Consider the following 20460-nt stretch of genomic DNA (forward strand, 5'->3'; position numbering starts at 1 on the left):
AGTAACCGATGCGCAAGGGTTTGACCCGCGGACTATTGCCTCTGTTCGTCACTGTTTGGCTTCCCGTCAGCGTAACCGTTTCATGGGCGCAGGGACTGCCACACGTGGCGAGCAGCGGGCTCACTGCACCTAGCGAGGTCATTCTTTATATCCATTCGGATTTGAAGAGCGTCGATTTCGTTCAGCCGCTGGTTTGCGCTCTCCAACGAGTGCTATCTGCACCCGTTTCAACGCAAACATTGGACCTTCAACTCGGCCCTGAATTGCTCGCAACCCCGACCCAGTTCGACGTGGACAAGGTTGGAGATCAGTTCATCCGGGCAACTGCTACGGATGGGGGACCGCGGTCATTCAAATACTTGCTCGTTCCGTTCGATCTCAAGGCATCCCCTTGGCGCTATGTTTTCTCGACGAGTTTCGGCAATGAGACTACTCCTTATCACATCGGCGTGGTTTTAACAGCTCGGCTCGACGTCGCGGACCCAAAGCAGCAGCACCGCGGAGGTGCCGAGATCACCGCGAGGCGCGCATACAAGCTAATCCTCAAGTCAATTGCACGGGTCGCTGGCCTACGAAGCCCCGATGCCTGTATTCTTTCATTTCCGAGAAGCCTCGAAGAGTTGGATCGTAAGTCATCAGAGTTTTGTTCTGATGACCGTGCCATGTTAGTTGCCGCCCACATCCTTCAACCTGTGGAAGGACAAGGACACACCGATTGCTCGGTCATTTCCCAGCAGCAGGGCGTCAACGACGTGCGCGTGGCCCGAGCGGCAGAATAGCCAAGCCGCATTCAAAGGTGAGGGCGGGCCTCCGAATCCAGGACCTAGTATGAACATTCGCAGCCGCGAGAACCGCCGGGCACTTGCCCGGTCGTTCTGTTGCAGCCGTGGCGCGTCCGAGAAATGTTCGAACCTGAAGGGGTCCCCTAACGACAAACTTTCGGATGCCGTTGCCAGCCATTTTGGTAGCTAGTCAGATTCTCCAGACATCCTAGAAACACGCGCAGGTCTCAATTGGCGGACATGGGGACAACGACATGCGATCGAATAGCGCCTTCCGCGCCAAAGCAAGAGCTGCATTTCGCCGTCGGATTGAGGATCGAGCCGAGAGCGACGGCGCGCACCTCGCGAACAGAGCAGCCGGAACGCAACCTCGCCTTGACTGCGATGAGTCCAGGAAGTCATCTGCCGTTAACGATCTGCCGGACCACATCCGCAGGTTCTGCGAGCGATTTTTCTCCGACAACAGAAGCCTCCTCTAGTTCTTCTCACCATCGCAGACTGGCACCATCAACGCTGCTTGATCTGGGCTGTGTCGTCGGTCGGGACGATCTTTGCCGTTCTGCCCTGAGGAGCTGGCTGCCTGGATCGGGCGGGCACGTCCCGCATATTGAGAAGCCTATTCATCAACGTGCATTCGCGCGATCCGTTGGCTCATACCCGCCACTGGTCTATCCTTCATCTCATCTGTCCAACGACCTCGCGAGGATGCCCCCATGTCCATAAAGCACTTCCCTCCCCCGCCCGGCGTCAAGGCGCCGCCGCTTTCGTTCGGCGCCCGCGTCGGCGATCTCCTCTTCATCTCCGGCATCCCCGGCTTCGACGCCAATGGCGGGCTGCCTGATACGTTCGAGGCACAGTTCGCCAACGTCATCACCAACTTCAAGCGCGTGCTGGATGAGGCCGGCGCGACGGTGCGCGATCTCGTCAAGGTCAACGTACTGCTGACGCGCGCCTCCGACGTCGCCACGATGAACAGGCTCTATGCCGAGGCGTTCGGCCCGGCGCCCTATCCTGCGCGCACCACCTGCGTGGTGGTGGCGCTGCCCGATCCGAAGATGCTGATCGAGATCGAGGGCGTCGCACACCTGCGCGCGGCGTGAGCGGCGCGCCCGCTCCGCGCGAGCGGCTGCCCGACCAGCTTGCCGCCGATCTTCGCCTGGTCTTCGTCGGCACCGCCGCCAGCCAGCGGTCAGCCGACCTCGGCCATTACTACGCGCATCCCGGCAATCGCTTCTGGCGCACGCTGCATGATGTCGGCATCACGCCGCGCCGCTTCGAGCCGCATGAATTTCCGGCGCTGCTCGAGCTCGGCATCGGCTTCACCGACATGTGCAAGACCGGCGCGGGCATGGACCATCAGGCGCTCGCCTTCCCTATCGAGGTGCCGGCGTTCCGGGACAAGATGCTGCGCTATCGGCCGAAGACGATCGCGTTCACCAGCAAGAAGGCGGCATCCCTGTTCTTCGGACGACCGACGCCGGCGATCGCGCTCGGCCGGCAAGCTGCGCTTCCCGATTTTCCAGATATCTTCGTGCTGGCGTCGCCATCGGGCGCGGCTTCGGGAAGCTGGTCATTGCAGCCGTGGCAGGAACTGGCGGATTGGCTGCGGGCTGGCGAACGAGTGGAGGATCAACATACCGTCGCTCGAAGCCGCCGGTGAACTGCTGTTGATGAAATCATTGCAGCCTCCCGATTTCGAGGGAGCAGGCTCTTGCCGTACCAATACCGCCACAAACGATCACAAAAGATCGGCGGCGCCTCGGCCAATCGCGGAGGCAGCCAAAGAACAATTCGACAGGAGATACGTCATGCGTCGCGCTACCGCCCTCTGCCTCGCCACCTGCTCCGCTGTCGCGGCCTTCGCCGCCAGGCCCGCAGAGGCCGGCTATTACGTGATCCGCTGGGAGAACACCGGCATCTGCCAGATCTGGAACGAGGACCTGCAGCAGAAACCGATGCAGTGGCCCTCGACCTACCAGGTCGTCAGCAAGCCGGTCCCGACCTTCACCGCCGCGATGGCCGAGCAGCAACAGATGCGGACGCAGCGCCGCTGCACATTGTGAGTTGTGGAATCGCAATACGCGTAGGGTGGGCAAAGGCGCGTCTATCGCGCCGTGCCCACCTTTCTTGCACCAACCGTGGATGGTGGGCACGCTTCGCTTTGCCCACCCTACGCGGGCACTTCGCACCTCAGGAGAAAGACTTCAACACCGGCTGATACTGCTTCAAGGCGGCGTCATGTCCGGTCTGCCAGGGGAAGTATCCCTCGCGATCTGGCCACACGATCTGCAGGCATGGAAACGGGCGCCGGCATTTGCGATAGAACCAAATCGCCGTTCCCAGATACGCGTCATACGCCTGCAGCGGCACCTCTGCGAATGCGACTTGGCGGTCCGTCAGGATATCATCGCAGATATCCCCGGCGGCGTAGTTCCGTCCTGCAGCCGCCCGGTCGCGAATATCATTGATGATCGAGGCAGAGTCGGAGGCCCGCAGGCCGAAGATCACCACCTCGGCGTGGCCATAGTTGAGGAACAGGCCAACCGAGAACGCATATTCCGGATTACCGTCCCGGATGCCCACGATATGGCATCCGTGCTTGCGAATATTGCGAATGATCGCCTTGTCCGCCTCGCCTTCGATGTCAGGCCATTTGAAGTCATCAAGCATCGGCATCTCTCGTTGAGAGGAGCTGTAAGGTGAAGGCGCATCTATCGCGCCGTGCCACCATCAAAGACTCCGCTCGCAATGGTGGGCTCACTGCGCTTTGCCTACGCTACATCGGACACGACCAGCGCGATGCGCTGCGCGCCGGATTCTTCTCGAAGTCGGGGCGCGCTTTTGCCCGCTACGGCACGTTGATCTGCTTCGCGTGTGCGGCACCGACAACCTCGATTCCCTTGGTGCCGAGCGTGTGCGTAATGTCCAGCGCAATCTCGTAGGGCGCCTTGGTGGGAAGCCCGATGCCGCTCTGGCATCCGATCACCTCAATGCCCCAATAAACCGGCTGCTTGATATAAATCAGGGGATACAAATCCACCTTCATCGTCACCCAGGGCTTGGTGCCCCTGACGATGAGAATGAATGTCTTCGGGACAATGCCGGGAACAACCTGCGCCTCATCAAAATCTATCAAGCGGCAAGATGACGAGCGAGGCAGGCCTTCAAATTCTTTCAATTGAGGCTCTTGCATGGGAAACTCCTCTTCGTACAAACAAACAATGATCAATTGAATGCAGCACCATAATACAATTTATAATTGTTAACAAGCTCCGTAACACGCGAGCCATTGCAGAAGCCGGACGAGCCTTGAAGGCGGAGGAACCGTAGGGTGAGTTAGCGCAGCGTAACCCACCATCTTTCTTCCCGCAGGCTCGGTGGGTTACGCTGCGCTAACCCACCCTACGAGAGCGCGGCGAAGTCCTTCATTCCTTGAACATCGTCTCGAAGAGCTGCTTTGCCCGATCACGTCCTTCCTGAGTGAACACGACGGACTTGGTCTTGCCCACGGGATCATGGATCATGCCTTTCTCGTGGAGCCGGCCGAGCACATCCCAATCGAAACCCTTCCATGCCCGATAGTCGTCGTGCAGGGTCAGATAGAGCAGCGCCAGCGCTGCATCGTCGATCTTCTCGGTGTTGAGCGGCATCGCAAACCTCCTGCAACCAACCTTGTCTTGTTGTCGTGAACCGGCTTCACCGGCTGCAATTGACTGCGACAAGATAACCCGACGGGCAAATCACCAAAAGTCTGTCCAGACTATCAGCGAAAAATATTCCGCTTTCGCCGTCGGGCAAATCAGTGATTTAACTCCGCGCGTCTCACGGCGGATGAGGGGCGGCTCGCGATCGTCACGAACGTTGCGGTGAGATGCGGTGGACGCGGGTGCTGTGAACGACGAGCGCAGCTATCCGCGGACGGCGAAGTCGTGTGGTCCTGGCGCCCCGACGCTGGCGCTAAGTTCTGTGGATCAAGCATCCGCAGAGTGACGGTGGCAAAAGAGCCCGGTCACCGGGGAGAGCACGAAGTAAGCCGTAAACCATCGCGCAGGGAAAGCCGGAATGCTTCGGTTGAACCTGTGGTCCTACCCCCGTGCTTTTTGTTGCACGGGACCCATGGGTGCAACCGGCACCCGGCTTTCCCTGCGCCCTCTGATGATTGAGAGGGTGAAACGAGATGCAAAGCTCGGACGCAAAGCGCCGCGAGAACGCGGACTCACATCTCCTCCGCTGTTTGAAATTTGAATCAGAACTCACAATGACAAAGGAGAGCGACGCGCTCCAATCCATCCCCGCACCCTGAGGAGGTCGCGGAGCGACCGTCTCGAAGGGCGAGGCCACCGCCGGGGCCTCATCCTTCGAGACGCGGCGAAGACGCCGCTCCTCAGGATGAGGGGCAAACGGCTCTCCGCGCCTCGCTACTTCATCGTGATCGCAAGCCCGCTCAAATCGGCATTCGCCATCAATCCGACCTGGTGGCCGGCGAGTTCGAGCACGGCGCCCTTCTGGTTGGTGAGCACGATGGCGCGGGCGCCGCCGCCGATCGCAAGGCCGGCGCCGGCTGCGCCGTAGACACCGGCGACATCGGAGGGACGATTGATGTTGCTGATGCGGCCGCGCAGCACCGTCTTCGAGCCGCCGAACACCAGGCCGTAGTCGAGGCCGCCGACCGACAGCGGATATCTGCGCCCGTGAAAATTCAACACGCCGCCACCGCCGGAGCCGCCGATGATCCAGCCTGCCTTGTAGATCGTGAGCGAGACAGTGCCGCTGTCGGCATGGGCAGCCGAGGAGAGAATGGCGCCGGCGAAAGCGGACAGCGCGAGGAGCGCGGCGCGAAAGGCGGATGGCAGTTTCATATCAAGGTCTCCGGGATTTTCTTGGAAAGCATCAATGGCGACAGATCGATTCGCACGTTGCGAAGTGTAGCGCGGATGCAGGATGGAGCGAGAATCTGTAAGGTGGACAAAGCCAACGGGGCGCGCGTTCGCGCAACCCGTTGGCTTTGCCCTCCCTACAAAATGGACTAGCCTCTCCGCGGCGTCCAACAACAAGCAAGAGGAAACATCCATGGCCCTTCTCGAAAATCATATCGCCGTCGTCACTGGCGCGGGCTCCGGCATCGGCCGCGCGATCGCAGCCGGCTATGCGCGCGAGGGCGCGCGCGTCGTGCTGCTCGATGTCAACGCGAGCGCGGCGGCGGAGGCGGCGAGGGAGATCCGCGACGCCGGCGGGAAGGCCGACAGCTTTGCGCTCGACGTCACCAGGCGCGAGGATTGCATCGCGCTTGCAAAAGAGATTTCCGGCAAGATCGGACAGGTCACGATCCTCGTCAACAATGCCGGGATTACGCGACGCAACGGCATGCTCGGCGCGGACGAGGCTGTCATCAAGGATTGGGAAGACATCATCGCGATCAACCTCACCGGCGTCTTCAACGTGACGCATGCGTTCCTGCCGCAGATCCGCTCCGCGCAGGGACGCATCGTCAACATCGCATCGATCCAGTCTTTCGTGCATGTGCGCACGCCGAGCTCGCCCGCCTACACGGCTTCCAAGCACGGCGTGCTCGGCTTCACCCGCGCGCTCGCCGCCGAGCTCGGCAAGGAAGGCGTGCGCGTCAACGCGATCGGCCCCGGCTTCATCGAGACGCCGCTGAACGCCCAGACGCGTGCGAGCAATCCGGAGCTCGTGAAGAGCTTCATCGCGCACACGCCGCTCGGCCGCGCCGGCAAGGCGGAGGATATCGTGGGACCGGCGATCTTCCTCGCCTCCGACCTCTCGGCCTATGTCACGGGATCGATCGTGATGGTGGATGGCGGCTACCGGACGGTGTGAGCATGGCGCATGCGAGAACCCACGCGCAAATGTGGATGGTGGCGATCGCGTTAATCGTTTGTTAACCATCTGCGGCCACCGTCTCGCGCGGGCAAGGGGTTTGTTCGTTCTCGATGTTTCCGATTCGCGATGTTGCGAACGGGCGTTGCTCGGGAGGTGTCATGTCCTATGTGTCCACGCAGCCCCTGCCGGAGATTCCGGCGTCCTCACTGGCCCCCAACGAAATCGTGCCGCTCCTGATCGGCGCCACCGTCGGCGAGGTCGAGCGCGAGCTGGTGCTGCAAACCCTGATCCGCTGCAATGGCAACCGCACACGCGCCGCGCGCGTGCTCGGCGTTTCCGTGCGCACGTTGCGCAACAAGATCAGGAGCTATTCGGCCGACGGCATCGAGGTGCCCGCGCCGAACGATTAGTCGGAATTGCCTCAAGCGTGCGATCGCGTGCTTCTCACCCAGGCGCCGAGCGTGATGACGAACGAGATCACCGCTACGCTTCCCGCGATCAGCACGATCGCGCGCAGCACGAAAGCGGTCTCCACCAGCAACAGCGGCTGCGGCTCCTCGGCGTACGCGATCGGCACGATGTCGGGCACGAGCAGCCGCTCGGCGCCGAACGCAATCGCGAACAGGACCAGCGAGAGCAAGAAGATCTTCCAGCCTGCGTTCATGGCTTCGCTCCCGTCTGGCCAGCCACACTCCCGAGGATGCCATGCCGCGCGATCGCATCATTGATGTTGATCAATGCGGCAATGGCGGCTCGCGGAATTGAAGCGGTCGTCAAACGCCGCTAAAAAACGCGCGGGCGCAGTTTTATTTCGGAGTGCAGCAGTGGCCGATGATGCTTCCAGCCGGCGCGGAGCAGCGGGCGCGCCGGGCCCACGCGGCCGGCCCGGCGAACAAGGGCGGCCGGGACCGCAGGGACATCCCGGCCGGCGCGGCCCCGATGGCGCGCGCGGCAAGCCCGGCCCGCAAGGCAAGCCGGGAGCGCAGGGCAAACCTGGTGCGCAAGGCAAGCGCGGTGAACCGGGTCCGCAGGGAGCGCCCGGCCTGCAAGGTCCCGCCGGACCGCAGGGACCTGCCGGTCCGCGCGGCGAGCCGGGCCCGCCCGGGCAATTGCCGTCGATCGAACAGGTGATGCCGTGGCTTCACATGATCTTCGACGCCTGGGAGGACTACCGCCGCCAGCGCGAGCAGGAGGCGGCCGAGCGCGAAGCATTGGCTGCGGCCGTTGCCGAACAGCCCGACGGCCTCGAGGATCCCGAGGATCGCAAGGACAAGAAAAAGAAGAAGCACAAGGACAAGAAATAGGCCGCGCACCGATCGCGCAGGTCACGGCCGCCGCAGCTCACCCGAACCGCAGGCGCGAGCGCTCCTTGGCCTTCTCCGCCTCGATCTCGCGGTCGCGCGCCGGTGCCGTGGTGTGTAGCGAGACGAGAAGCCGGCGTGCGGCGTCTGAGACCTCGGCGACCGCGCGATCAAAGGCGGCTTCATTGGCCTGCGACGGCTTGTTGAAGCCGGACAGTTTGCGCACGAATTGCAGTGCGGAAGCGTGGATCTCGTCCTCGGTCGCCGGCGGCTCGAAATTGAACAGCGTCTTGATATTACGGCACATGCTTTGCTCCTGTCACCGGCGGCCCGGGCCCGTTGCCTGCCCCAAAGGACGATTGGTCCATGGAAATTCCGACATCATCGCCTATTCTGTCATGAAAGCGCCGGTGGCTTCACCCTTCCAGTGTCAACCATGAAGCGAGTTCCCGATGAGCCATGTGATCTACAAGATCGTCGAGCATGACGGCGGCTGGGCCTACACCGTAGACGGTGTGTTTTCCGAACCGTTCGCGACCCATGCCGCTGCGCTGGCCGCCGCCCGGCGTGTGGCGGCAGAGCAGCGCGTGCCCGGCCGCACCGAGGCGATCGAGTATGAAACCCCTGACGGGCAATGGCACACCGAGACCGCCGCCGGCAGCGACCGCCCCGAGACTGATGTCGAGGACCACGGCTGAGACTGAGCATGCCTCTTTCAGCGAGGGATGACGGCGGAATTTCGCGATGATACGCTTGTCAAAAATACGACATCTGGAGATCGCCCGTGACCGACCTTGCCGCTGCCGACCTCGCCTCGATCTATCAAAAACCGACTGCGCGCGTGATCGCGAAGGCGCGGCCGGAGATCGATGTGCATGCGAGGAAGTTCATCGGCATGTCGCCGTTCTGCGTGCTGGCGACCTCCGGCTCCGACGGCAGCGTCGATGCCTCGCCGCGCGGCGGCAATCCGGGCTTCGTCAGCGTCACCTCGCCAAACCTGTTGTTGATGCCGGACCGCTCCGGCAACAACCGCATCGACAGCTTCCGGAACATCGTCGCGGGCTCAGGCTTCGTGCAGCTTATCTTCTTCGTGCCGGGGATCGACGAGACGCTGCGTGTCGGCGGCAAGGGACGCCTCTCGGCTGATCCGGAGCTATTGGCCTCGATGGTAGAATTCGGCAAGCCGCCACGCGCGGTGCTGCGCATCGACGTGACGGAAGCCTATTTCCACTGCGGCAAGGCTTTGATGCGCTCGAAACTGTGGTCGGCGGACACGCGCGTCGAGCGCAAGGTATTTCCGAGCATCAGCCAAGTGATCCACGACCAGACCACGCTCGGCGAGCCCGAAAGCCAGGCGGTGGTGGAAGAGCGCTACAAGACGCAGCTCTAGCGAATTCGATGGGCTGCATTCCCAACCGTCATGCCCGGGCTTGTCCCGGGCATCCACGCGTTGGAGACCGTAAGAAAGGGCGTGGATGGCCGGGTCGAGCCCGGCCATGCGAGAGAAATCGATGCTCTCTCGCCCGGCTCAGTGCTCGCTCTCGAGGTGGCCGACGTGCTTCTGGGTGTAGAGCTCAAGGCCGATACGCTTGATCAGATCGAGCTGGGTCTCGAGGAAATCGATGTGGTGCTCCTCGTCCTTCATCAGGTCCTCGAACAGGTCGCGGCTCACATAGTCCTTGACGCCGTGGCAATAGGTGGCGGCCTCCTGGTAGAGCAAGCGAGCACCGACCTCGGCGGCGAGATCGCACTCGATGATCTCCTGGACGTTCTGACCGATCCGCAAGGGATCGAGCACCTGCATGTTGGGGAAGCCGTCGAGGAACAAAATGCGGTCCGTGAAGCGGTCGGCGTGGTGCATCTCCTCGATCGATTCCTTGCGCCAGACCTTGGCCATCTCCAGGAGGCCCCAGTTGTTCAGGATGCGATAGTGCAGCCAGTACTGGTTGATCGCCGTGAGTTCGCTGCGCAGGCCCTTGTTGAGATATTCGATGACCTTAGGGTCGCCCTGCATAGTCCACTCCAAATGTTTAAAGGCCCAAAGCGGGCCCGATTCCAACTTTAGAACGCTTCTAAATCAGATTATGAACAAGAGCAACCCTCCTCTGGGAGGGCATCTGCGAAGAGATCTGGGGAAATCCCGGCGGCTCAGCAGGCGGCCAACGCGAACTCTGTCTTGGCGACGTCGTCGACGGCCTCATGGCTGTGCGGGCAGCCGGCACAGCAGGCCTTGGCACATGGGCCAAGCGCCTCGTCGATGATGGTCTTGATGGTACGGGCGCAGCGCCCGCATTCGGCACTGCAGCCGAGGCAGCCATAAAGCTGCTTGGCATTCCGCGGCAACGACCCGCTGACGCTCACCGCATTGCGGACGTCGTGGTCGCTGAGGACGTTGCAGGAACAAACGATCATCGAAAAGGCGGGTCCGGTCGGTGATGCTGACCTAAGAGATATTGAAGGCGAGCAAGCGACGCAAAAGGAAAAACGGGAATTTGAAGCAATTCCAAACTGATGACGGAGGTAAATTGGAATGAATCTAAGTGTGATCCGCGTCATCCGCACGGCACGCCGGCCATCACTTCTCGGGCGATCCGCTGCGGCGTTCATTGATCGTTACGGGGAAATGTGGAACTCTGGTCAGGACCAATGCCCCAAAGTGGATGACTTGAAGAAAGGTGAGGCCATGAGGAAGACATTGCTCGGATTTGCCGCCATTGCATTGGCAGGCGCGCTCGTGGCGGCACCTCCTCCCGCGCATGCGCAGCGCGGCGTTGCCGCGGGGGTTGCGGCCGGACTGATCGGTGGAGCCCTGATCGGCGGTGCGATCGCTTCGCAGAACGGGTACTACGGTCCCGGTTACTCCTACGGTCCCGGGTATTCCTACGCTCCTGGCCCCGGCTATTACGTCGCCGACCCCTACGAGTACGGGCCGCCCTGCGCCTGGCAGCGCCAGCGCTTCTGGGACGGCTATGGCTGGCGGGTGCGCAACGTGCGCGTCTGCTATTAACGCGCATTCACCTTCATTAAATCTCGCACAGGATGCCGGAAAACCACCGCTTTTCCGGAAGCTGAACGGCGAATGGCCAGAAAAAACCGTTTTTTTCAGGCCATTAGCGCGCTGACGTTTACTTTCGATTGACTGTTGTGCGCTCTTTTTGCGAGACGGGATTTCGAAACCAGCGTGCGAGTCATCGTTAAACCCGGCGTCGGCTGAAGGCGCCATCCAGGAGAGCCCAAGACATGAAGAAGACATTAGCTGCCTTCGTCGCGGTCGCAACGATTGCCGGTTCGCTGGCTGTCGCGCCGGCCGCCAAGGCCGGAGACGGCCAGATCGCAGCCGGCGTGGCCGGTGGCCTGATTGGCGGCGCCCTGCTCGGTGGCGCGATTGCTGCGAGCCGTCCGGCTCCGGTCTATGTCGCACCGGCGCCGGTCTACGTTGAAGAAGCTCCGTGCCGCATGATTCGCGAGCGCTTCTGGGACGGCTACGGCTGGCGTTTCCGTCGCGTTCAGGTTTGCGACTAAGCTGACCCGGCGGGTAAAGACCCACCAAATTCAAAACCCGGCCCTTTGCGGCCGGGTTTTTGTTTGTCGAGCGTAGGGCCTATCTCGCCGCCGTCATCGCGCGCAGCACCGCTTCGCTCGGCCAGCAATCGACCTTCAGGCCTGCCGATTTCTGGTAGGTGCCGAGCGCGGCACGGGTCTGCATCCCGGCCTTGCCGTCGAGCTTGTCCTTGTAGAGACCGATCCGCGTGAGATGGCGCTGCATCGCCTCGACATCGGCGGTGCGCAATTGCGTCGTCGCCGACCAGGGCGTGGCGAACGGCTGCGGGCTCGTCATGCGGTCAGCGAGATGGCCGACGAACAGCACGTAGAGATCGGAGAAATTGTATTCCTTGATGACGAAGTAGTTCTTCGTGGTCAGGAATGCGGGGCCATAGATGCCCTCGGGCTGCAACAGCGAGGCGGGCTGCGCCTGCTCGGTCGCATTGAGCTTCTGTCCGCGCACCGGCTCAAAGCCCGCGCGCAGCCAATCACCGATCGGCTTCGTCACTTCCGGCACGCCCATCGTGCAATCGACATTGGGCGGCGCCTTCACCTCGTAGGCCCAGCGCACGCCCTTCTGCCAGCCCTTGTTGACGAGTTGCTGGGCGGCGGACGCGAGCGCATCAGGCACCGAGTGCCAGATGTCGATGCGGCCGTCGCCGTCGAGATCGACGCCGTGCTTGTAATATTCGGACGGCAGGAACTGCGTGAACCCGGTGGCACCAGCCCAGGATGAGCGCATTTCCTGGCGTGTCACCGCACCCTCGCCGAGGATCTTCAGCGCAAGAATGAACTCCGTGCGGTACTGGTCCTTGCGGCGGCCGACATAGGCCTGTGTCGCCACCACGCGCAGCGTGTCGTAGGGCAGCTTATAGCGGCCATAATCGGTCTCGCGGCCCCAGATCGCGAGCACCACGGTTGCCGGCACGCCGAAGCGATTTTCGATCTCGTTGAGGTCAGCACGATATTTCTGCATCAGCCGCTGCCCTTCGGCCGCAAGCCGCGCGATGGAAGCCTCCTTGACGTAGTCCGCCGGCACCTGGACGAATTCAGCCTGCGACGGCGCGCCGGTCGCGGGGCGGCCCGGCAAGATCAGATCCGGCAGCTTGTAGTCAGGCTCGAGCCCGCGCGTCTCACGATCGAACGTCGCGCGCGACACGCCGGCGGCCTGCGCCTCCGGCCAGAGTGAGGCGATGAATTGGCTGAAGGCGGCATCGGCGGCGTGGGCCGGCGAGGCCGTTGGTAACACCAAGAACAGAAAGCCGAAGGCGAGCGTGCGGAGGAATGGCAAGTCGAGCGGCTTGTTCACTCAGCGGTCCAATCGAAGTGCTGTCCCGTTTTCGAGGCGGACATCAGCCGCGCCCCGTCCATGAACCTAGCACGACCTCGCAAGCGCCGCACCCTTAATGATGTCCGGCCGACTGCTTGGCGCCTTCGATCGACGCATTCGACAGCTTGTCGACGAGGGCTATGCCGATCGCGGACAGGATGAAGACGGTGTGGATGATAGTCTGCCACATCACGCCAGTCTCGGTGTAGTTGGTCTTGCCCGAGGAGAGTGCGCCGGCTTCGATGAAGGTCCGCAGCAGGTGGATCGAGGAGATGCCGATGATCGCCATCGCCAGCTTGATCTTGAGCACGCTGGCGTTGACGTGGCTCAGCCATTCCGGCTCGTCGGGATGTCCCCGCAGGTTGAGGCGCGAGACGAAGGTCTCGTAACCGCCGACGATCACCATCACCAAAAGGTTCGAGATCATGACGACGTCGATCAGGCCGAGCACCGCCAGCATGATCTGCTGCTCGCTGAAATCGAAGGCGTGGGCGAACAGGTGCCACAGTTCCTTGATGAACAGCACCACATAGACGCCCTGGGCGATGATCAGCCCGACATAAAGCGGCAATTGCAGCCAGCGCGATCCGAAGATCAACATGGGAACCGGGCGCAGCGAAGCGATCTTCGGCGGCGCGGGGTCGTCGGAGGTGGCAGACATTATGAATTGCTCGCAGCAGTATCGGGGATTGCGGAGCGCTATATCTACGCAATCTCGTCGTGGTGGAAAGCGACAACTGGCCGCAGCAGATCGTCGCTAAAGTGCCGTCACCGCGTCAGCTTCTTGTACTTCACGCGATGCGGGATGATCGAATCCTGGCCAAGGCGCCGCATCTTGTCCTTTTCGTAATCCTGGAAATTGCCTTCGAACCATTCGACATGGCTGTCGCCTTCGAAGGCGAGGATGTGGGTGGCGATGCGGTCGAGGAACCAGCGGTCGTGGCTGATGATCACGGCGCAGCCGGCGAAATCCTCCAGCGCCTCTTCGAGCGCGCGCAGCGTGTCGACGTCAAGGTCGTTGGTGGGCTCGTCGAGCAGCAGCACGTTGGCGCCCGACTTCAGCATCTTGGCGAGATGCACGCGGTTGCGTTCGCCGCCTGAGAGCGCACCGACCTTCTTCTGCTGGTCAGCGCCCTTGAAGTTGAAGGCCGAGCAATAGCCGCGCGAATTCACCTCGCGCTTGCCGAGCAGGATCAGTTCGTTGTTGCCGGAAATCTCCTCCCACACGGTCTTGCTGCCGTCGAGCGCGTCGCGCGACTGGTCGACATAGCCGAGATGGACGGACTCCCCGACCGTGATCGTGCCCTGGTCCGGCTTCTCCTGCCCAGTGATCATGCGGAACAGCGTGGTCTTGCCGGCGCCGTTCGGACCGATCACGCCGACGATGCCGCCGGGCGGCAGCTTGAAGGTGAGATTGTCGATCAGCATGCGGTCGCCGAACGATTTCGTCAGGCCCTCGAAGTCGACGACGTTCTGGCCGAGCCGCTCGGCCACGGGGATGACGATCTGCGCGGTCTGGGTCTGCTTCTCGCTCGCCTTCTTGAGCAGTTCCTCGTAGCGCTGGTAGCGCGCCTTGGACTTGGCCTGGCGCGCCTTCGGCGAGGACGCGATCCACTCCTGCTCGCGCGCCAGTGTCTTCTGATGCGCCGCGTCCTCGCGGCCCTCCTGCTCGAGCCGCTTCTGCTTTTGCACCAGCCAAGAGGAATAGTTGCCCTCATAGGGAATGCCGCGGCCGCGATCGAGCTCGAGAATCCAGCCCGTGACGTTGTCGAGGAAGTAGCGGTCGTGGGTGACGATCAGGATCGCGCCGGGATATTGCCGCAGATGGCCTTCGAGCCAGGATACGGACTCGGCGTCGAGATGGTTGGTCGGTTCGTCCAGCAGCAGCAGTTCGGGCTGGTCGAGCAAGAGCCGGCACAGCGCGACGCGGCGGCGCTCGCCGCCGGAGAGCTTTGTGACGTCGGCGTCGTCGGGCGGGCAGCGCAGCGCGTCCATCGCCTGGTCGACCTTGCTGTCGAGATCCCAGAGGCCCTGGGCCTCGATCTCGTCCTGCAGCTTGGTCATCTCGTCGGCGGTCTCGTCCGAGTAGTTCACCGCCAGTTCGTTGTAGCGGTCGAGGATCGCCTTCTGCTTGGCGACGCCCTGCATCACGTTCTCGCGGACGCTCAGCTTGGGATCGAGCTGCGGTTCCTGCTCGAGATAACCGACGCGGGCGCCCTCGGCGACCCAGGCCTCGCCGGTATAGTCCTTGTCGATGCCGGCCATGATCTTGAGCAGCGTCGATTTACCGGCGCCGTTGACGCCGAGCACGCCGATCTTGGCGTCCGGATAGAAGCTCAGGTGGACGTTATCGAGCACCTTGCGGGTCGGGTAGCTCTTGGTCAGACCTTGCATGAAATAGACGAACTGGCGGGCCATTGAGTCCCCTGGAATCGGCAGGATTTATGGAAATTTTGCTGCCGCCGATGTAGCCGCCGGGCCCTCAAAGCGCAACCGCACACCGCGCGTTTTCCATCCGTTCACCCCGATGAATACGGGATCGAAACCATGTGTGCGCAAGATGACGACAATTGAAACCATCTTTTAATGAATCGGGCGAAATCTCGTTTTCAGCATCGAAAACGGCATTTTGCGCAGGCTGAGCCGCGCATGACCAACATGAGGGCTGTGTCATGGCAACAAGCACGTCCTTGCCCGCCCCGGCGGCCAGCCGCACTGGCCTTACGAAGATTGTCGCCGAATTCCGCACCTTCTGGCGCCAGTTCTTCGCCAGGGCATTCAACCCCTACCGGCCGGAACTGCACTATATGCGCGGACCCGGGCCGGCCTGGCGCGCCAAGCACAGAAGCCGGTTGCGATCATGATCCGATGAGGCGATCGGATCATGATCTCATCTCTTTGTTTGAGCATGATCTTTTCGGAAAACCGGTTTCCACTTTTCCGGATCATGCTCTGAGCCTGTCGGATATTTGAAGCCGGCGTTCCCTGAACTCCGCTTGCGCGACCCAACGATTGCGCGCAACCATCACGAGCTCCCCCGACGGTATTCTCGCCGTCCTTTCGCCATGAACGGGTTCATCGATGACGCGGCTGCGCTGTGCAATCCTCGACGACTATTTCGACCTGTCACTTTCGATCGCCGACTGGTCAGAGATCAAGGACCGCGTCGACGTCACCGTGTTCAGGGAGCCGTTTGCGAGCGAGGCGGCTGCCGCGAGCGCGCTTGCCGATTTCGAGATCATCTGCGCGATGCGCGAGCGCACCGCATTTGCGCGCACGCTGTTCGCGGCGCTGCCCAAGCTGAAACTCCTGCTGACATCAGGCATGCGCAATGCCGCGATCGATGTGGACGCCGCCAAGGACCACAAAGTGGTGCTGTGCGGCACGCAATACAGCCGCGACCCGACCGCGGCGCTGACGCTCGGCCTGATCCTGGAACTCACCCGCGGCATCGGCCGGGAAAACGCGCGGATGCATGCAGGCGAGCCCTGGCAGACCTTTGCCGGCGTCGAGATCGAGGGCCGCACGCTTGGCGTGGTGGGGCTCGGCAAGCTCGGCAGTCGGGTGGCGAAGCTCGCGCAGGCGTTCGGCATGAATGTCATCGCCTGGAGCCCCAACCTGACGGCCGAGAAATGCAAGGAGGCCGGCGTCGGCTATGCCAGCAAGGAGGAATTGTTTGCGACCGCCGACATCGTCACCATCCATGTGGTGCTGAGCGAGCGCTCGCGCGGCCTAGTGGGTGCCGCCGATCTCGCGCGGATGAAGCCGACGGCCTATCTCGTCAACACCGCGCGCGGGCCGATCGTTGACGAGAACGCGCTGCAGGAGGTTCTCACGCAAAAGAAGATTGCGGGCGCCGGCATCGACGTGTTCTCGGTCGAGCCGCTGCCGGTCGACCATCCGTTCCGCAGGCTCGACAACCTCGTGCTCACCCCGCATCTCGGCTACGCGACCCAGGAGAGCCTCGGCATCCACTACGGCCAGATGGTCGAGTGTATCGATGCCTGGACCAAGGGCAGCGAACCTCCGCGCCGACTGGCTTGATCACCGTTCTTCGCAAAGGGCGGTCGCAACCCGTTCATCCGTGATCAGAATGTCGGCCAGCCCGGCGCGGATCGCCGCGCTGATGATCGGAAGCTTTTGAAGGCCACCGGCGGCAAGGATGCGCTCGCGTACCGCCTTCAGATCGCTCATCGGCGGATGGATCACGCGCCGCGTCAGGGGATGCGTCACCGCGTTGCCGTCCTTGTCGAGATAGTGGCCGCAGATATCGCCGACCGCGCCGGCGTCGCGCAGCGATTGCCACGTCTGGCGCGATATCACGCCATATTCCAGCGCTTTCGATTGTTCGGACAGATCAATGGCGCTGAACAGGGCGATGTCCAGCCCTGCTACCATTGCGAGAACGGAGCGCACCGGCTCGCTAGAGGCCAGCGCATCGCGAAGCTGTGCCGTTGCCGCGAACATCGGCGCGGTCACATAGTAGCATGTCGCCCCCAACGCGCGCGCCATCATCGCCGCGTTGTCGTAAGGATTGATCGCCGTACTTTCGGCAAGCCCGCCGCACAACAGGACGACACGGCAGCCGTCGCCGGAACGGCGCCGCAGATTTTGCGCGGCCATGTTGATGGTGCCACCCCAGGTGATGCCAAGCGTCCCGGCAGGCGGCAGGTGCTCGGAGATATAGTGACCGGCGGCGGCGCCGACGAGGTTGCGGACGTCAGTGTCGCCAATCGGCGCGGGCACGACGATGGCGCCTCGCAGCTTGAAACGTGCAGCGAGGCGGGCCTCAAGTTCGCTGCAAGGACCGAAGGGACTGGCAATTGAGATCTGGACGACGCCGCGCTCCCGCGCCTCTCCGAGGATCTGGTTGACCCGCTTCCGCGTGATTTTCAGGTGCTGCGCGATGACGTCCTGGGTCTGCCCCTCCTTGTAGTAGTGCCAGCAGATGCGGGCGACCAACGCGTCCCCGTTCTCCACTTCCGGCCCGAACGTTTCGATTTCCGTCGCCTGTCTGGTCACGCTGTTCCTCATCGAATCTTCGTCACTAGCTAATAATCACATATGTACCAACATTGTCACATATGTGTAGCAGCGGGTTGTTAGGCTCCGCCGCACCTCACGCGGAGCAGCGAAATGTACCGGAAAATCCTGATTTCAATTGCACTTAGCTCAATACTCACGTCGCCGGCCTTCTCTCAGTTCTCGGACAACAAGGTCGTCGTCGGGGTCATGGGCGATCAAAGCGGCGTAGTCTCCGATGTCGGCGGGCCAGGCTCGATCAAGGCCGCGCGAATGGCCGTTGCCGATGTTGGCGGCTCGATCGACGGGGTCCCGATCGAGATCATCACCGCGGATCATCAGAACAAGCCGGATGTCGCCTCAGCCATCGCACGCGAGTGGTTTGACCGGCAAGGCGTCGACGCCGTTGTCGACCTGCCCCATTCGGGCGCGGTGTTCGCGCTGATGACGATCGCGACCGAGAAGAAGCGGTCGCTCCTGGTATCGGGTGCCGCTAGCGTCGAGATCACCGGCGGACGCTGCTCGCCCTACGTGACCCATTGGACCGACGATACTTACGCACTGGCGCGCGGCACGGCTGCGGCGCTGACCGAGCAGGGGCAGAAGTCCTGGTTCTTCCTCACCGCCGACTACGCGTTCGGCCACGACCTGGAGAAAGACGCCAGTGCCGTGGTGCAGGAGCGCGGCGGCAAGGTGCTCGGCAGCGCGCGCCATCCGCTCAACACCGCCGATTTCGCCTCGCTGTTGCTGCGTGCCCAAAGCTCGAACGCGCAGGTCGTCGCGCTCGCGAGCGCCGGCGCCGACACCGTCAATGCGATCAAGCAGGCCGGCCAGTTCGACATCATGCGCACGCAGAAAATCGCAGCGCTCCACGCTTTCGTCACCGATGTCCACAGCCTCGGCCTCGAAGCGGCGCAGGGGCTGATCATCACCACGGGGTTCTATTGGGATGACAGCGACGGCACCCGCGACTTCGCGCAGCGCTTCTTCAAGGAACACGGCCGAATGCCGACTCGCGAACAAGCCGGCGTCTATTCCGGCGTGCTGCATTTCCTGAAGGCCGCGAGAAGCGCCAAAAGCGACGATGCCGCGATTGTCAATGCCGAGATGCGCCAGCTTCCGGTCGATCGGTTCGGGCGGCAGGCTGTCGTGCAGCAGAACGGCCGCCTCGCCTATGATCTCGGCGTCTATCGCGTGAAATCGCCGGCGGCGAGCCGGCAGCCCTGGGATTATTACGAGCGGATCGCCACCGTTCCCGCCGCGACCGCGTTCCGCCCGGCCGCCGAATCGGGCTGCAGCATCACAGCCTCGGTTCGATGATGACCGGCTCTGTGCTTCCAAACCACCTGCCGGCCAGCATGCTGGCCGACAGGATCAAGCGGGGCGAGACAAGCGCACTCGATCTGATGAACGCCTGCCTGGACCGGATCGCCGCGCGTGAGCCCGACGTCAGGGCGTGGGCTTTCCTCGATGCGGAGCGGGCGCGCGAAGAGGCGCGGCGTGCCGACGAGCACCGCGCATCAGGTGGGCCGCTCGGCGCACTGCACGGCCTGCCGATCGGGGTGAAAGACGTATTCGACACCGCCGACATGCCGTCCGAATATGGCAGCGAGACGCTTCGCGGCCGGCGGCCAAACGCCGATGCGGATGCGGTGGCGGCGCTGCGCCGCGCCGGTGCAATCATTGTCGGCAAGACCGCGACATCCGAATTCGGGATGTACCATCCGAGCCCGACCCGCAATCCTCAGGACCTGTCGCGCTCGCCGGGCGTGTCGTCGGCGGGTTCTGCCGCCGCCGTCGTCGACCACATGGTGCCGCTGGCGCTTGGCACGCAACACACCGCTTCGACCACCCTCCCCGCCTCGTTTTGCGGCGCGTTCGCGTTCAAACCCTCTTTGGGTTTCACCTCAATGGCGGGATCGAACGTGCTGGTGCCGCGCATGGCGCATCTCGGCCTGTTGGCCCGCTCGATCGGAGACTTGTGCCTTTTCGCCGGCGCGTTCGATCCCGCGTTAGCGGCTGTCCAGCCTGCGGCCTCCGCGCCCCGTCTTGGCGTGGTCAAGGGGCCAGGCTGGAAGCTGATCGACGACAACGCGGGGAAAGCATTCGAGACATTCATCCAGTCACTGCCGACCGCGACCGTCGAGGTCGAACTCCCACTTGAATTCGATCACGCGCTCGATGTCACCTTCGGGCTGCTCAACGCGCATCTCGCCTATCGTTTCGGCTCTGAGCCCGCTGAGACCATCCGCCGCTATTGCACGCCGCTGCAGCGGGGCATCGAAGCCGGCCACACCATCAGCGCGGCAAGCTACCTTAGGTTCGATGCGCGGGCCGACCGTCTCGTTGAACTGGCCTCGCGTATGTTCATCCAACATGATGCGTTGATCACCCTGTCGGCGCCGGGCGAGGCGACCCGGCTGGAGGATGGGCCGGGCTCCGGCGTGATGTCGATGCCATGGAGCCTCTGCGGTCTGCCGACCATCTCGCTGCCACTGCTCAGAGGCGACGAGGGACTTCCAATCGGCGTCCAGCTCATCGGCGCTCGCGGGCGCGATCGTGACTTGTTGCGCATCGCCGGTTGGCTCGAGAATGCAACCCGCGAAAGCGCTGATGGGGCGGACGTCTGAGCGTCGCATCA

27 protein-coding genes are annotated in these 20460 nt (G+C 62.7%); 15 read left to right on the plus strand and 12 right to left on the minus strand.

The window, feature by feature from the left end; genetic code table 11:
* Positions 1-8 precede the first annotated feature (8 nt).
* From AC5ZGW_RS04470 to AC5ZGW_RS04485, 4 genes are all read left to right on the plus strand, one after another.
* Positions 9-779: a zinc metalloprotease gene (locus AC5ZGW_RS04470; RefSeq protein WP_130227377.1), complete on the plus strand. Its 771-nt coding sequence runs from the start codon at positions 9-11 to the stop codon at positions 777-779.
* A 716-nt stretch (positions 780-1495) separates the two neighbouring features.
* On the plus strand, positions 1496-1882 hold the full coding sequence (locus AC5ZGW_RS04475) for a RidA family protein (protein WP_130227378.1): 387 nt from the start codon (positions 1496-1498) through the stop codon (positions 1880-1882).
* Positions 1879-2442, plus strand: a complete 564-nt coding sequence (locus AC5ZGW_RS04480) for a mismatch-specific DNA-glycosylase (RefSeq protein WP_130227379.1) — start codon at positions 1879-1881, stop codon at positions 2440-2442. The genes AC5ZGW_RS04475 and AC5ZGW_RS04480 overlap by 4 nt, the downstream gene beginning before the upstream one ends.
* Before the next feature lie 148 nt (positions 2443-2590).
* Positions 2591-2845: a hypothetical protein gene (locus AC5ZGW_RS04485; protein WP_028168899.1), complete on the plus strand. Its 255-nt coding sequence runs from the start codon at positions 2591-2593 to the stop codon at positions 2843-2845.
* Between the two features lie 127 nt (positions 2846-2972).
* Here AC5ZGW_RS04485 and AC5ZGW_RS04490 read toward each other — a convergent pair whose 3' ends face one another.
* The 4 genes from AC5ZGW_RS04490 to AC5ZGW_RS04505 all read right to left on the minus strand — a co-directional run bounded on the left by AC5ZGW_RS04490 (position 2973) and on the right by AC5ZGW_RS04505 (position 5641).
* On the minus strand, positions 2973-3452 hold the full coding sequence (locus tag AC5ZGW_RS04490) for a DUF4262 domain-containing protein (protein ID WP_165435320.1): 480 nt from the start codon (positions 3450-3452) through the stop codon (positions 2973-2975).
* 178 nt (positions 3453-3630) lie between these two features.
* Positions 3631-3975 carry a hypothetical protein gene (locus AC5ZGW_RS04495; protein WP_130227381.1) on the minus strand — a complete coding sequence of 115 codons (345 nt, stop codon included), beginning with the start codon at positions 3973-3975 and terminating at the stop codon, positions 3631-3633.
* Positions 3976-4207: 232 nt separating this feature from the next.
* Complete coding sequence (locus tag AC5ZGW_RS04500) at positions 4208-4432, minus strand: DUF6429 family protein (protein WP_130227382.1); 225 nt, start codon at positions 4430-4432, stop codon at positions 4208-4210.
* 768 nt (positions 4433-5200) lie between these two features.
* Positions 5201-5641, minus strand: coding sequence for a hypothetical protein (locus AC5ZGW_RS04505; protein WP_130231790.1), 441 nt, complete (start codon positions 5639-5641; stop codon positions 5201-5203).
* Between the two features lie 211 nt (positions 5642-5852).
* Here AC5ZGW_RS04505 and AC5ZGW_RS04510 point away from each other — a divergent pair, with 211 nt between their 5' ends.
* A complete protein-coding gene (locus tag AC5ZGW_RS04510; protein WP_130231792.1) occupies positions 5853-6620 on the plus strand; it encodes an SDR family NAD(P)-dependent oxidoreductase in 768 nt (255 codons plus the stop codon).
* Positions 6621-6781: 161 nt separating this feature from the next.
* The gene (locus AC5ZGW_RS04515; protein ID WP_028166132.1) at positions 6782-7033 is read left to right on the plus strand and encodes a helix-turn-helix domain-containing protein; all 252 of its coding nucleotides are present in this window, start codon (positions 6782-6784) and stop codon (positions 7031-7033) included.
* Between the two features lie 11 nt (positions 7034-7044).
* Here AC5ZGW_RS04515 and AC5ZGW_RS04520 read toward each other — a convergent pair whose 3' ends face one another.
* Positions 7045-7287 carry a hypothetical protein gene (locus tag AC5ZGW_RS04520; RefSeq protein ID WP_130231794.1) on the minus strand — a complete coding sequence of 81 codons (243 nt, stop codon included), beginning with the start codon at positions 7285-7287 and terminating at the stop codon, positions 7045-7047.
* Between the two features lie 160 nt (positions 7288-7447).
* Between AC5ZGW_RS04520 and AC5ZGW_RS04525 the strand changes: the two genes are divergently transcribed.
* On the plus strand, positions 7448-7927 hold the full coding sequence (locus AC5ZGW_RS04525; RefSeq protein WP_496113870.1) for a collagen-like protein: 480 nt from the start codon (positions 7448-7450) through the stop codon (positions 7925-7927).
* 37 nt (positions 7928-7964) lie between these two features.
* On the opposite strand, the gene AC5ZGW_RS04530 is transcribed toward AC5ZGW_RS04525, so the two are convergent.
* Entirely contained in the window at positions 7965-8231 is a 267-nt protein-coding gene (locus AC5ZGW_RS04530) for a DUF2277 domain-containing protein (RefSeq protein ID WP_028166130.1), read from the minus strand.
* Positions 8232-8376: 145 nt separating this feature from the next.
* On the opposite strand from AC5ZGW_RS04530, the gene AC5ZGW_RS04535 reads away from it, so the two are divergent.
* Together AC5ZGW_RS04535 and AC5ZGW_RS04540 are read left to right on the plus strand one after the other, a co-directional pair.
* Complete coding sequence (locus AC5ZGW_RS04535; RefSeq protein ID WP_130229893.1) at positions 8377-8622, plus strand: DUF2188 domain-containing protein; 246 nt, start codon at positions 8377-8379, stop codon at positions 8620-8622.
* A gap of 86 nt (positions 8623-8708) precedes the next feature.
* Complete coding sequence (locus AC5ZGW_RS04540; protein WP_130229894.1) at positions 8709-9314, plus strand: pyridoxamine 5'-phosphate oxidase family protein; 606 nt, start codon at positions 8709-8711, stop codon at positions 9312-9314.
* A 138-nt stretch (positions 9315-9452) separates the two neighbouring features.
* Here AC5ZGW_RS04540 and bfr read toward each other — a convergent pair whose 3' ends face one another.
* On the minus strand, positions 9453-9938 hold the full coding sequence (bfr, locus tag AC5ZGW_RS04545) for a bacterioferritin (protein WP_130229895.1): 486 nt from the start codon (positions 9936-9938) through the stop codon (positions 9453-9455).
* Positions 9939-10072: 134 nt separating this feature from the next.
* Positions 10073-10336 (minus strand): (2Fe-2S)-binding protein, encoded by a 264-nt coding sequence (locus AC5ZGW_RS04550; protein ID WP_130229896.1) that lies wholly within the window; start codon positions 10334-10336, stop codon positions 10073-10075.
* 271 nt (positions 10337-10607) lie between these two features.
* Between AC5ZGW_RS04550 and AC5ZGW_RS04555 the strand changes: the two genes are divergently transcribed.
* Both AC5ZGW_RS04555 and AC5ZGW_RS04560 read left to right on the plus strand, forming a co-directional pair.
* Positions 10608-10931 carry a hypothetical protein gene (locus tag AC5ZGW_RS04555; RefSeq protein ID WP_028166125.1) on the plus strand — a complete coding sequence of 108 codons (324 nt, stop codon included), beginning with the start codon at positions 10608-10610 and terminating at the stop codon, positions 10929-10931.
* A 233-nt stretch (positions 10932-11164) separates the two neighbouring features.
* A complete protein-coding gene (locus AC5ZGW_RS04560) occupies positions 11165-11446 on the plus strand; it encodes a hypothetical protein (RefSeq protein ID WP_130229897.1) in 282 nt (93 codons plus the stop codon).
* Positions 11447-11525: 79 nt separating this feature from the next.
* Here AC5ZGW_RS04560 and AC5ZGW_RS04565 read toward each other — a convergent pair whose 3' ends face one another.
* The 3 genes from AC5ZGW_RS04565 to ettA form a co-directional block, all read right to left on the minus strand.
* Positions 11526-12725 (minus strand): lytic murein transglycosylase, encoded by a 1200-nt coding sequence (locus AC5ZGW_RS04565; RefSeq protein ID WP_130229904.1) that lies wholly within the window; start codon positions 12723-12725, stop codon positions 11526-11528.
* A gap of 145 nt (positions 12726-12870) precedes the next feature.
* Positions 12871-13458, minus strand: a complete 588-nt coding sequence (locus AC5ZGW_RS04570; RefSeq protein ID WP_130229898.1) for a TIGR00645 family protein — start codon at positions 13456-13458, stop codon at positions 12871-12873.
* A gap of 107 nt (positions 13459-13565) precedes the next feature.
* The gene (ettA, locus tag AC5ZGW_RS04575; RefSeq protein WP_130229899.1) at positions 13566-15215 is read right to left on the minus strand and encodes an energy-dependent translational throttle protein EttA; all 1650 of its coding nucleotides are present in this window, start codon (positions 15213-15215) and stop codon (positions 13566-13568) included.
* Between the two features lie 254 nt (positions 15216-15469).
* Between ettA and AC5ZGW_RS04580 the strand changes: the two genes are divergently transcribed.
* Together AC5ZGW_RS04580 and AC5ZGW_RS04585 are read left to right on the plus strand one after the other, a co-directional pair.
* The gene (locus AC5ZGW_RS04580; RefSeq protein WP_028166120.1) at positions 15470-15661 is read left to right on the plus strand and encodes a hypothetical protein; all 192 of its coding nucleotides are present in this window, start codon (positions 15470-15472) and stop codon (positions 15659-15661) included.
* 217 nt (positions 15662-15878) lie between these two features.
* On the plus strand, positions 15879-16841 hold the full coding sequence (locus AC5ZGW_RS04585; protein WP_496113871.1) for a D-2-hydroxyacid dehydrogenase family protein: 963 nt from the start codon (positions 15879-15881) through the stop codon (positions 16839-16841).
* On the opposite strand, the gene AC5ZGW_RS04590 is transcribed toward AC5ZGW_RS04585, so the two are convergent.
* Complete coding sequence (locus AC5ZGW_RS04590; RefSeq protein WP_245475075.1) at positions 16842-17819, minus strand: sugar-binding transcriptional regulator; 978 nt, start codon at positions 17817-17819, stop codon at positions 16842-16844. It abuts the gene before it with no gap.
* A gap of 114 nt (positions 17820-17933) precedes the next feature.
* Here AC5ZGW_RS04590 and AC5ZGW_RS04595 point away from each other — a divergent pair, with 114 nt between their 5' ends.
* Entirely contained in the window at positions 17934-19139 is a 1206-nt protein-coding gene (locus AC5ZGW_RS04595) for an ABC transporter substrate-binding protein (protein WP_130229901.1), read from the plus strand.
* Positions 19139-20449 carry an amidase gene (locus AC5ZGW_RS04600; RefSeq protein ID WP_245475076.1) on the plus strand — a complete coding sequence of 437 codons (1311 nt, stop codon included), beginning with the start codon at positions 19139-19141 and terminating at the stop codon, positions 20447-20449. Before AC5ZGW_RS04595 ends, AC5ZGW_RS04600 begins: the two co-directional genes overlap by 1 nt.
* Positions 20450-20460: the final 11 nt, after the last annotated feature.

It is taken from the genome of Bradyrhizobium sp. Crot121 (assembly GCF_059512385.1).

What these genes read in the sequence shown, in the direction of transcription:
- AC5ZGW_RS04470 (WP_130227377.1), top strand. Translation starts at nt 9, where the DNA reads ATGCGCAAGGGTTTGACCCGCGGACTATTGCCTCTGTTCGTCACTGTT.
- AC5ZGW_RS04475 (WP_130227378.1), top strand. Translation starts at nt 1,496, where the DNA reads ATGTCCATAAAGCACTTCCCTCCCCCGCCCGGCGTCAAGGCGCCGCCG.
- AC5ZGW_RS04485 (WP_028168899.1), top strand. Translation starts at nt 2,591, where the DNA reads ATGCGTCGCGCTACCGCCCTCTGCCTCGCCACCTGCTCCGCTGTCGCG.
- AC5ZGW_RS04490 (WP_165435320.1), bottom strand. Translation starts at nt 3,452, where the DNA reads ATGCTTGATGACTTCAAATGGCCTGACATCGAAGGCGAGGCGGACAAG.
- AC5ZGW_RS04495 (WP_130227381.1), bottom strand. Translation starts at nt 3,975, where the DNA reads ATGCAAGAGCCTCAATTGAAAGAATTTGAAGGCCTGCCTCGCTCGTCA.
- AC5ZGW_RS04500 (WP_130227382.1), bottom strand. Translation starts at nt 4,432, where the DNA reads ATGCCGCTCAACACCGAGAAGATCGACGATGCAGCGCTGGCGCTGCTC.
- AC5ZGW_RS04505 (WP_130231790.1), bottom strand. Translation starts at nt 5,641, where the DNA reads ATGAAACTGCCATCCGCCTTTCGCGCCGCGCTCCTCGCGCTGTCCGCT.
- AC5ZGW_RS04510 (WP_130231792.1), top strand. Translation starts at nt 5,853, where the DNA reads ATGGCCCTTCTCGAAAATCATATCGCCGTCGTCACTGGCGCGGGCTCC.
- AC5ZGW_RS04515 (WP_028166132.1), top strand. Translation starts at nt 6,782, where the DNA reads ATGTCCTATGTGTCCACGCAGCCCCTGCCGGAGATTCCGGCGTCCTCA.
- AC5ZGW_RS04520 (WP_130231794.1), bottom strand. Translation starts at nt 7,287, where the DNA reads ATGAACGCAGGCTGGAAGATCTTCTTGCTCTCGCTGGTCCTGTTCGCG.
- AC5ZGW_RS04530 (WP_028166130.1), bottom strand. Translation starts at nt 8,231, where the DNA reads ATGTGCCGTAATATCAAGACGCTGTTCAATTTCGAGCCGCCGGCGACC.
- AC5ZGW_RS04535 (WP_130229893.1), top strand. Translation starts at nt 8,377, where the DNA reads ATGAGCCATGTGATCTACAAGATCGTCGAGCATGACGGCGGCTGGGCC.
- bfr (WP_130229895.1), bottom strand. Translation starts at nt 9,938, where the DNA reads ATGCAGGGCGACCCTAAGGTCATCGAATATCTCAACAAGGGCCTGCGC.
- AC5ZGW_RS04550 (WP_130229896.1), bottom strand. Translation starts at nt 10,336, where the DNA reads ATGATCGTTTGTTCCTGCAACGTCCTCAGCGACCACGACGTCCGCAAT.
- AC5ZGW_RS04555 (WP_028166125.1), top strand. Translation starts at nt 10,608, where the DNA reads ATGAGGAAGACATTGCTCGGATTTGCCGCCATTGCATTGGCAGGCGCG.
- AC5ZGW_RS04560 (WP_130229897.1), top strand. Translation starts at nt 11,165, where the DNA reads ATGAAGAAGACATTAGCTGCCTTCGTCGCGGTCGCAACGATTGCCGGT.
- AC5ZGW_RS04570 (WP_130229898.1), bottom strand. Translation starts at nt 13,458, where the DNA reads ATGTCTGCCACCTCCGACGACCCCGCGCCGCCGAAGATCGCTTCGCTG.
- ettA (WP_130229899.1), bottom strand. Translation starts at nt 15,215, where the DNA reads ATGGCCCGCCAGTTCGTCTATTTCATGCAAGGTCTGACCAAGAGCTAC.
- AC5ZGW_RS04580 (WP_028166120.1), top strand. Translation starts at nt 15,470, where the DNA reads ATGGCAACAAGCACGTCCTTGCCCGCCCCGGCGGCCAGCCGCACTGGC.
- AC5ZGW_RS04585 (WP_496113871.1), top strand. Translation starts at nt 15,879, where the DNA reads ATGACGCGGCTGCGCTGTGCAATCCTCGACGACTATTTCGACCTGTCA.
- AC5ZGW_RS04595 (WP_130229901.1), top strand. Translation starts at nt 17,934, where the DNA reads ATGTACCGGAAAATCCTGATTTCAATTGCACTTAGCTCAATACTCACG.
- AC5ZGW_RS04600 (WP_245475076.1), top strand. Translation starts at nt 19,139, where the DNA reads ATGACCGGCTCTGTGCTTCCAAACCACCTGCCGGCCAGCATGCTGGCC.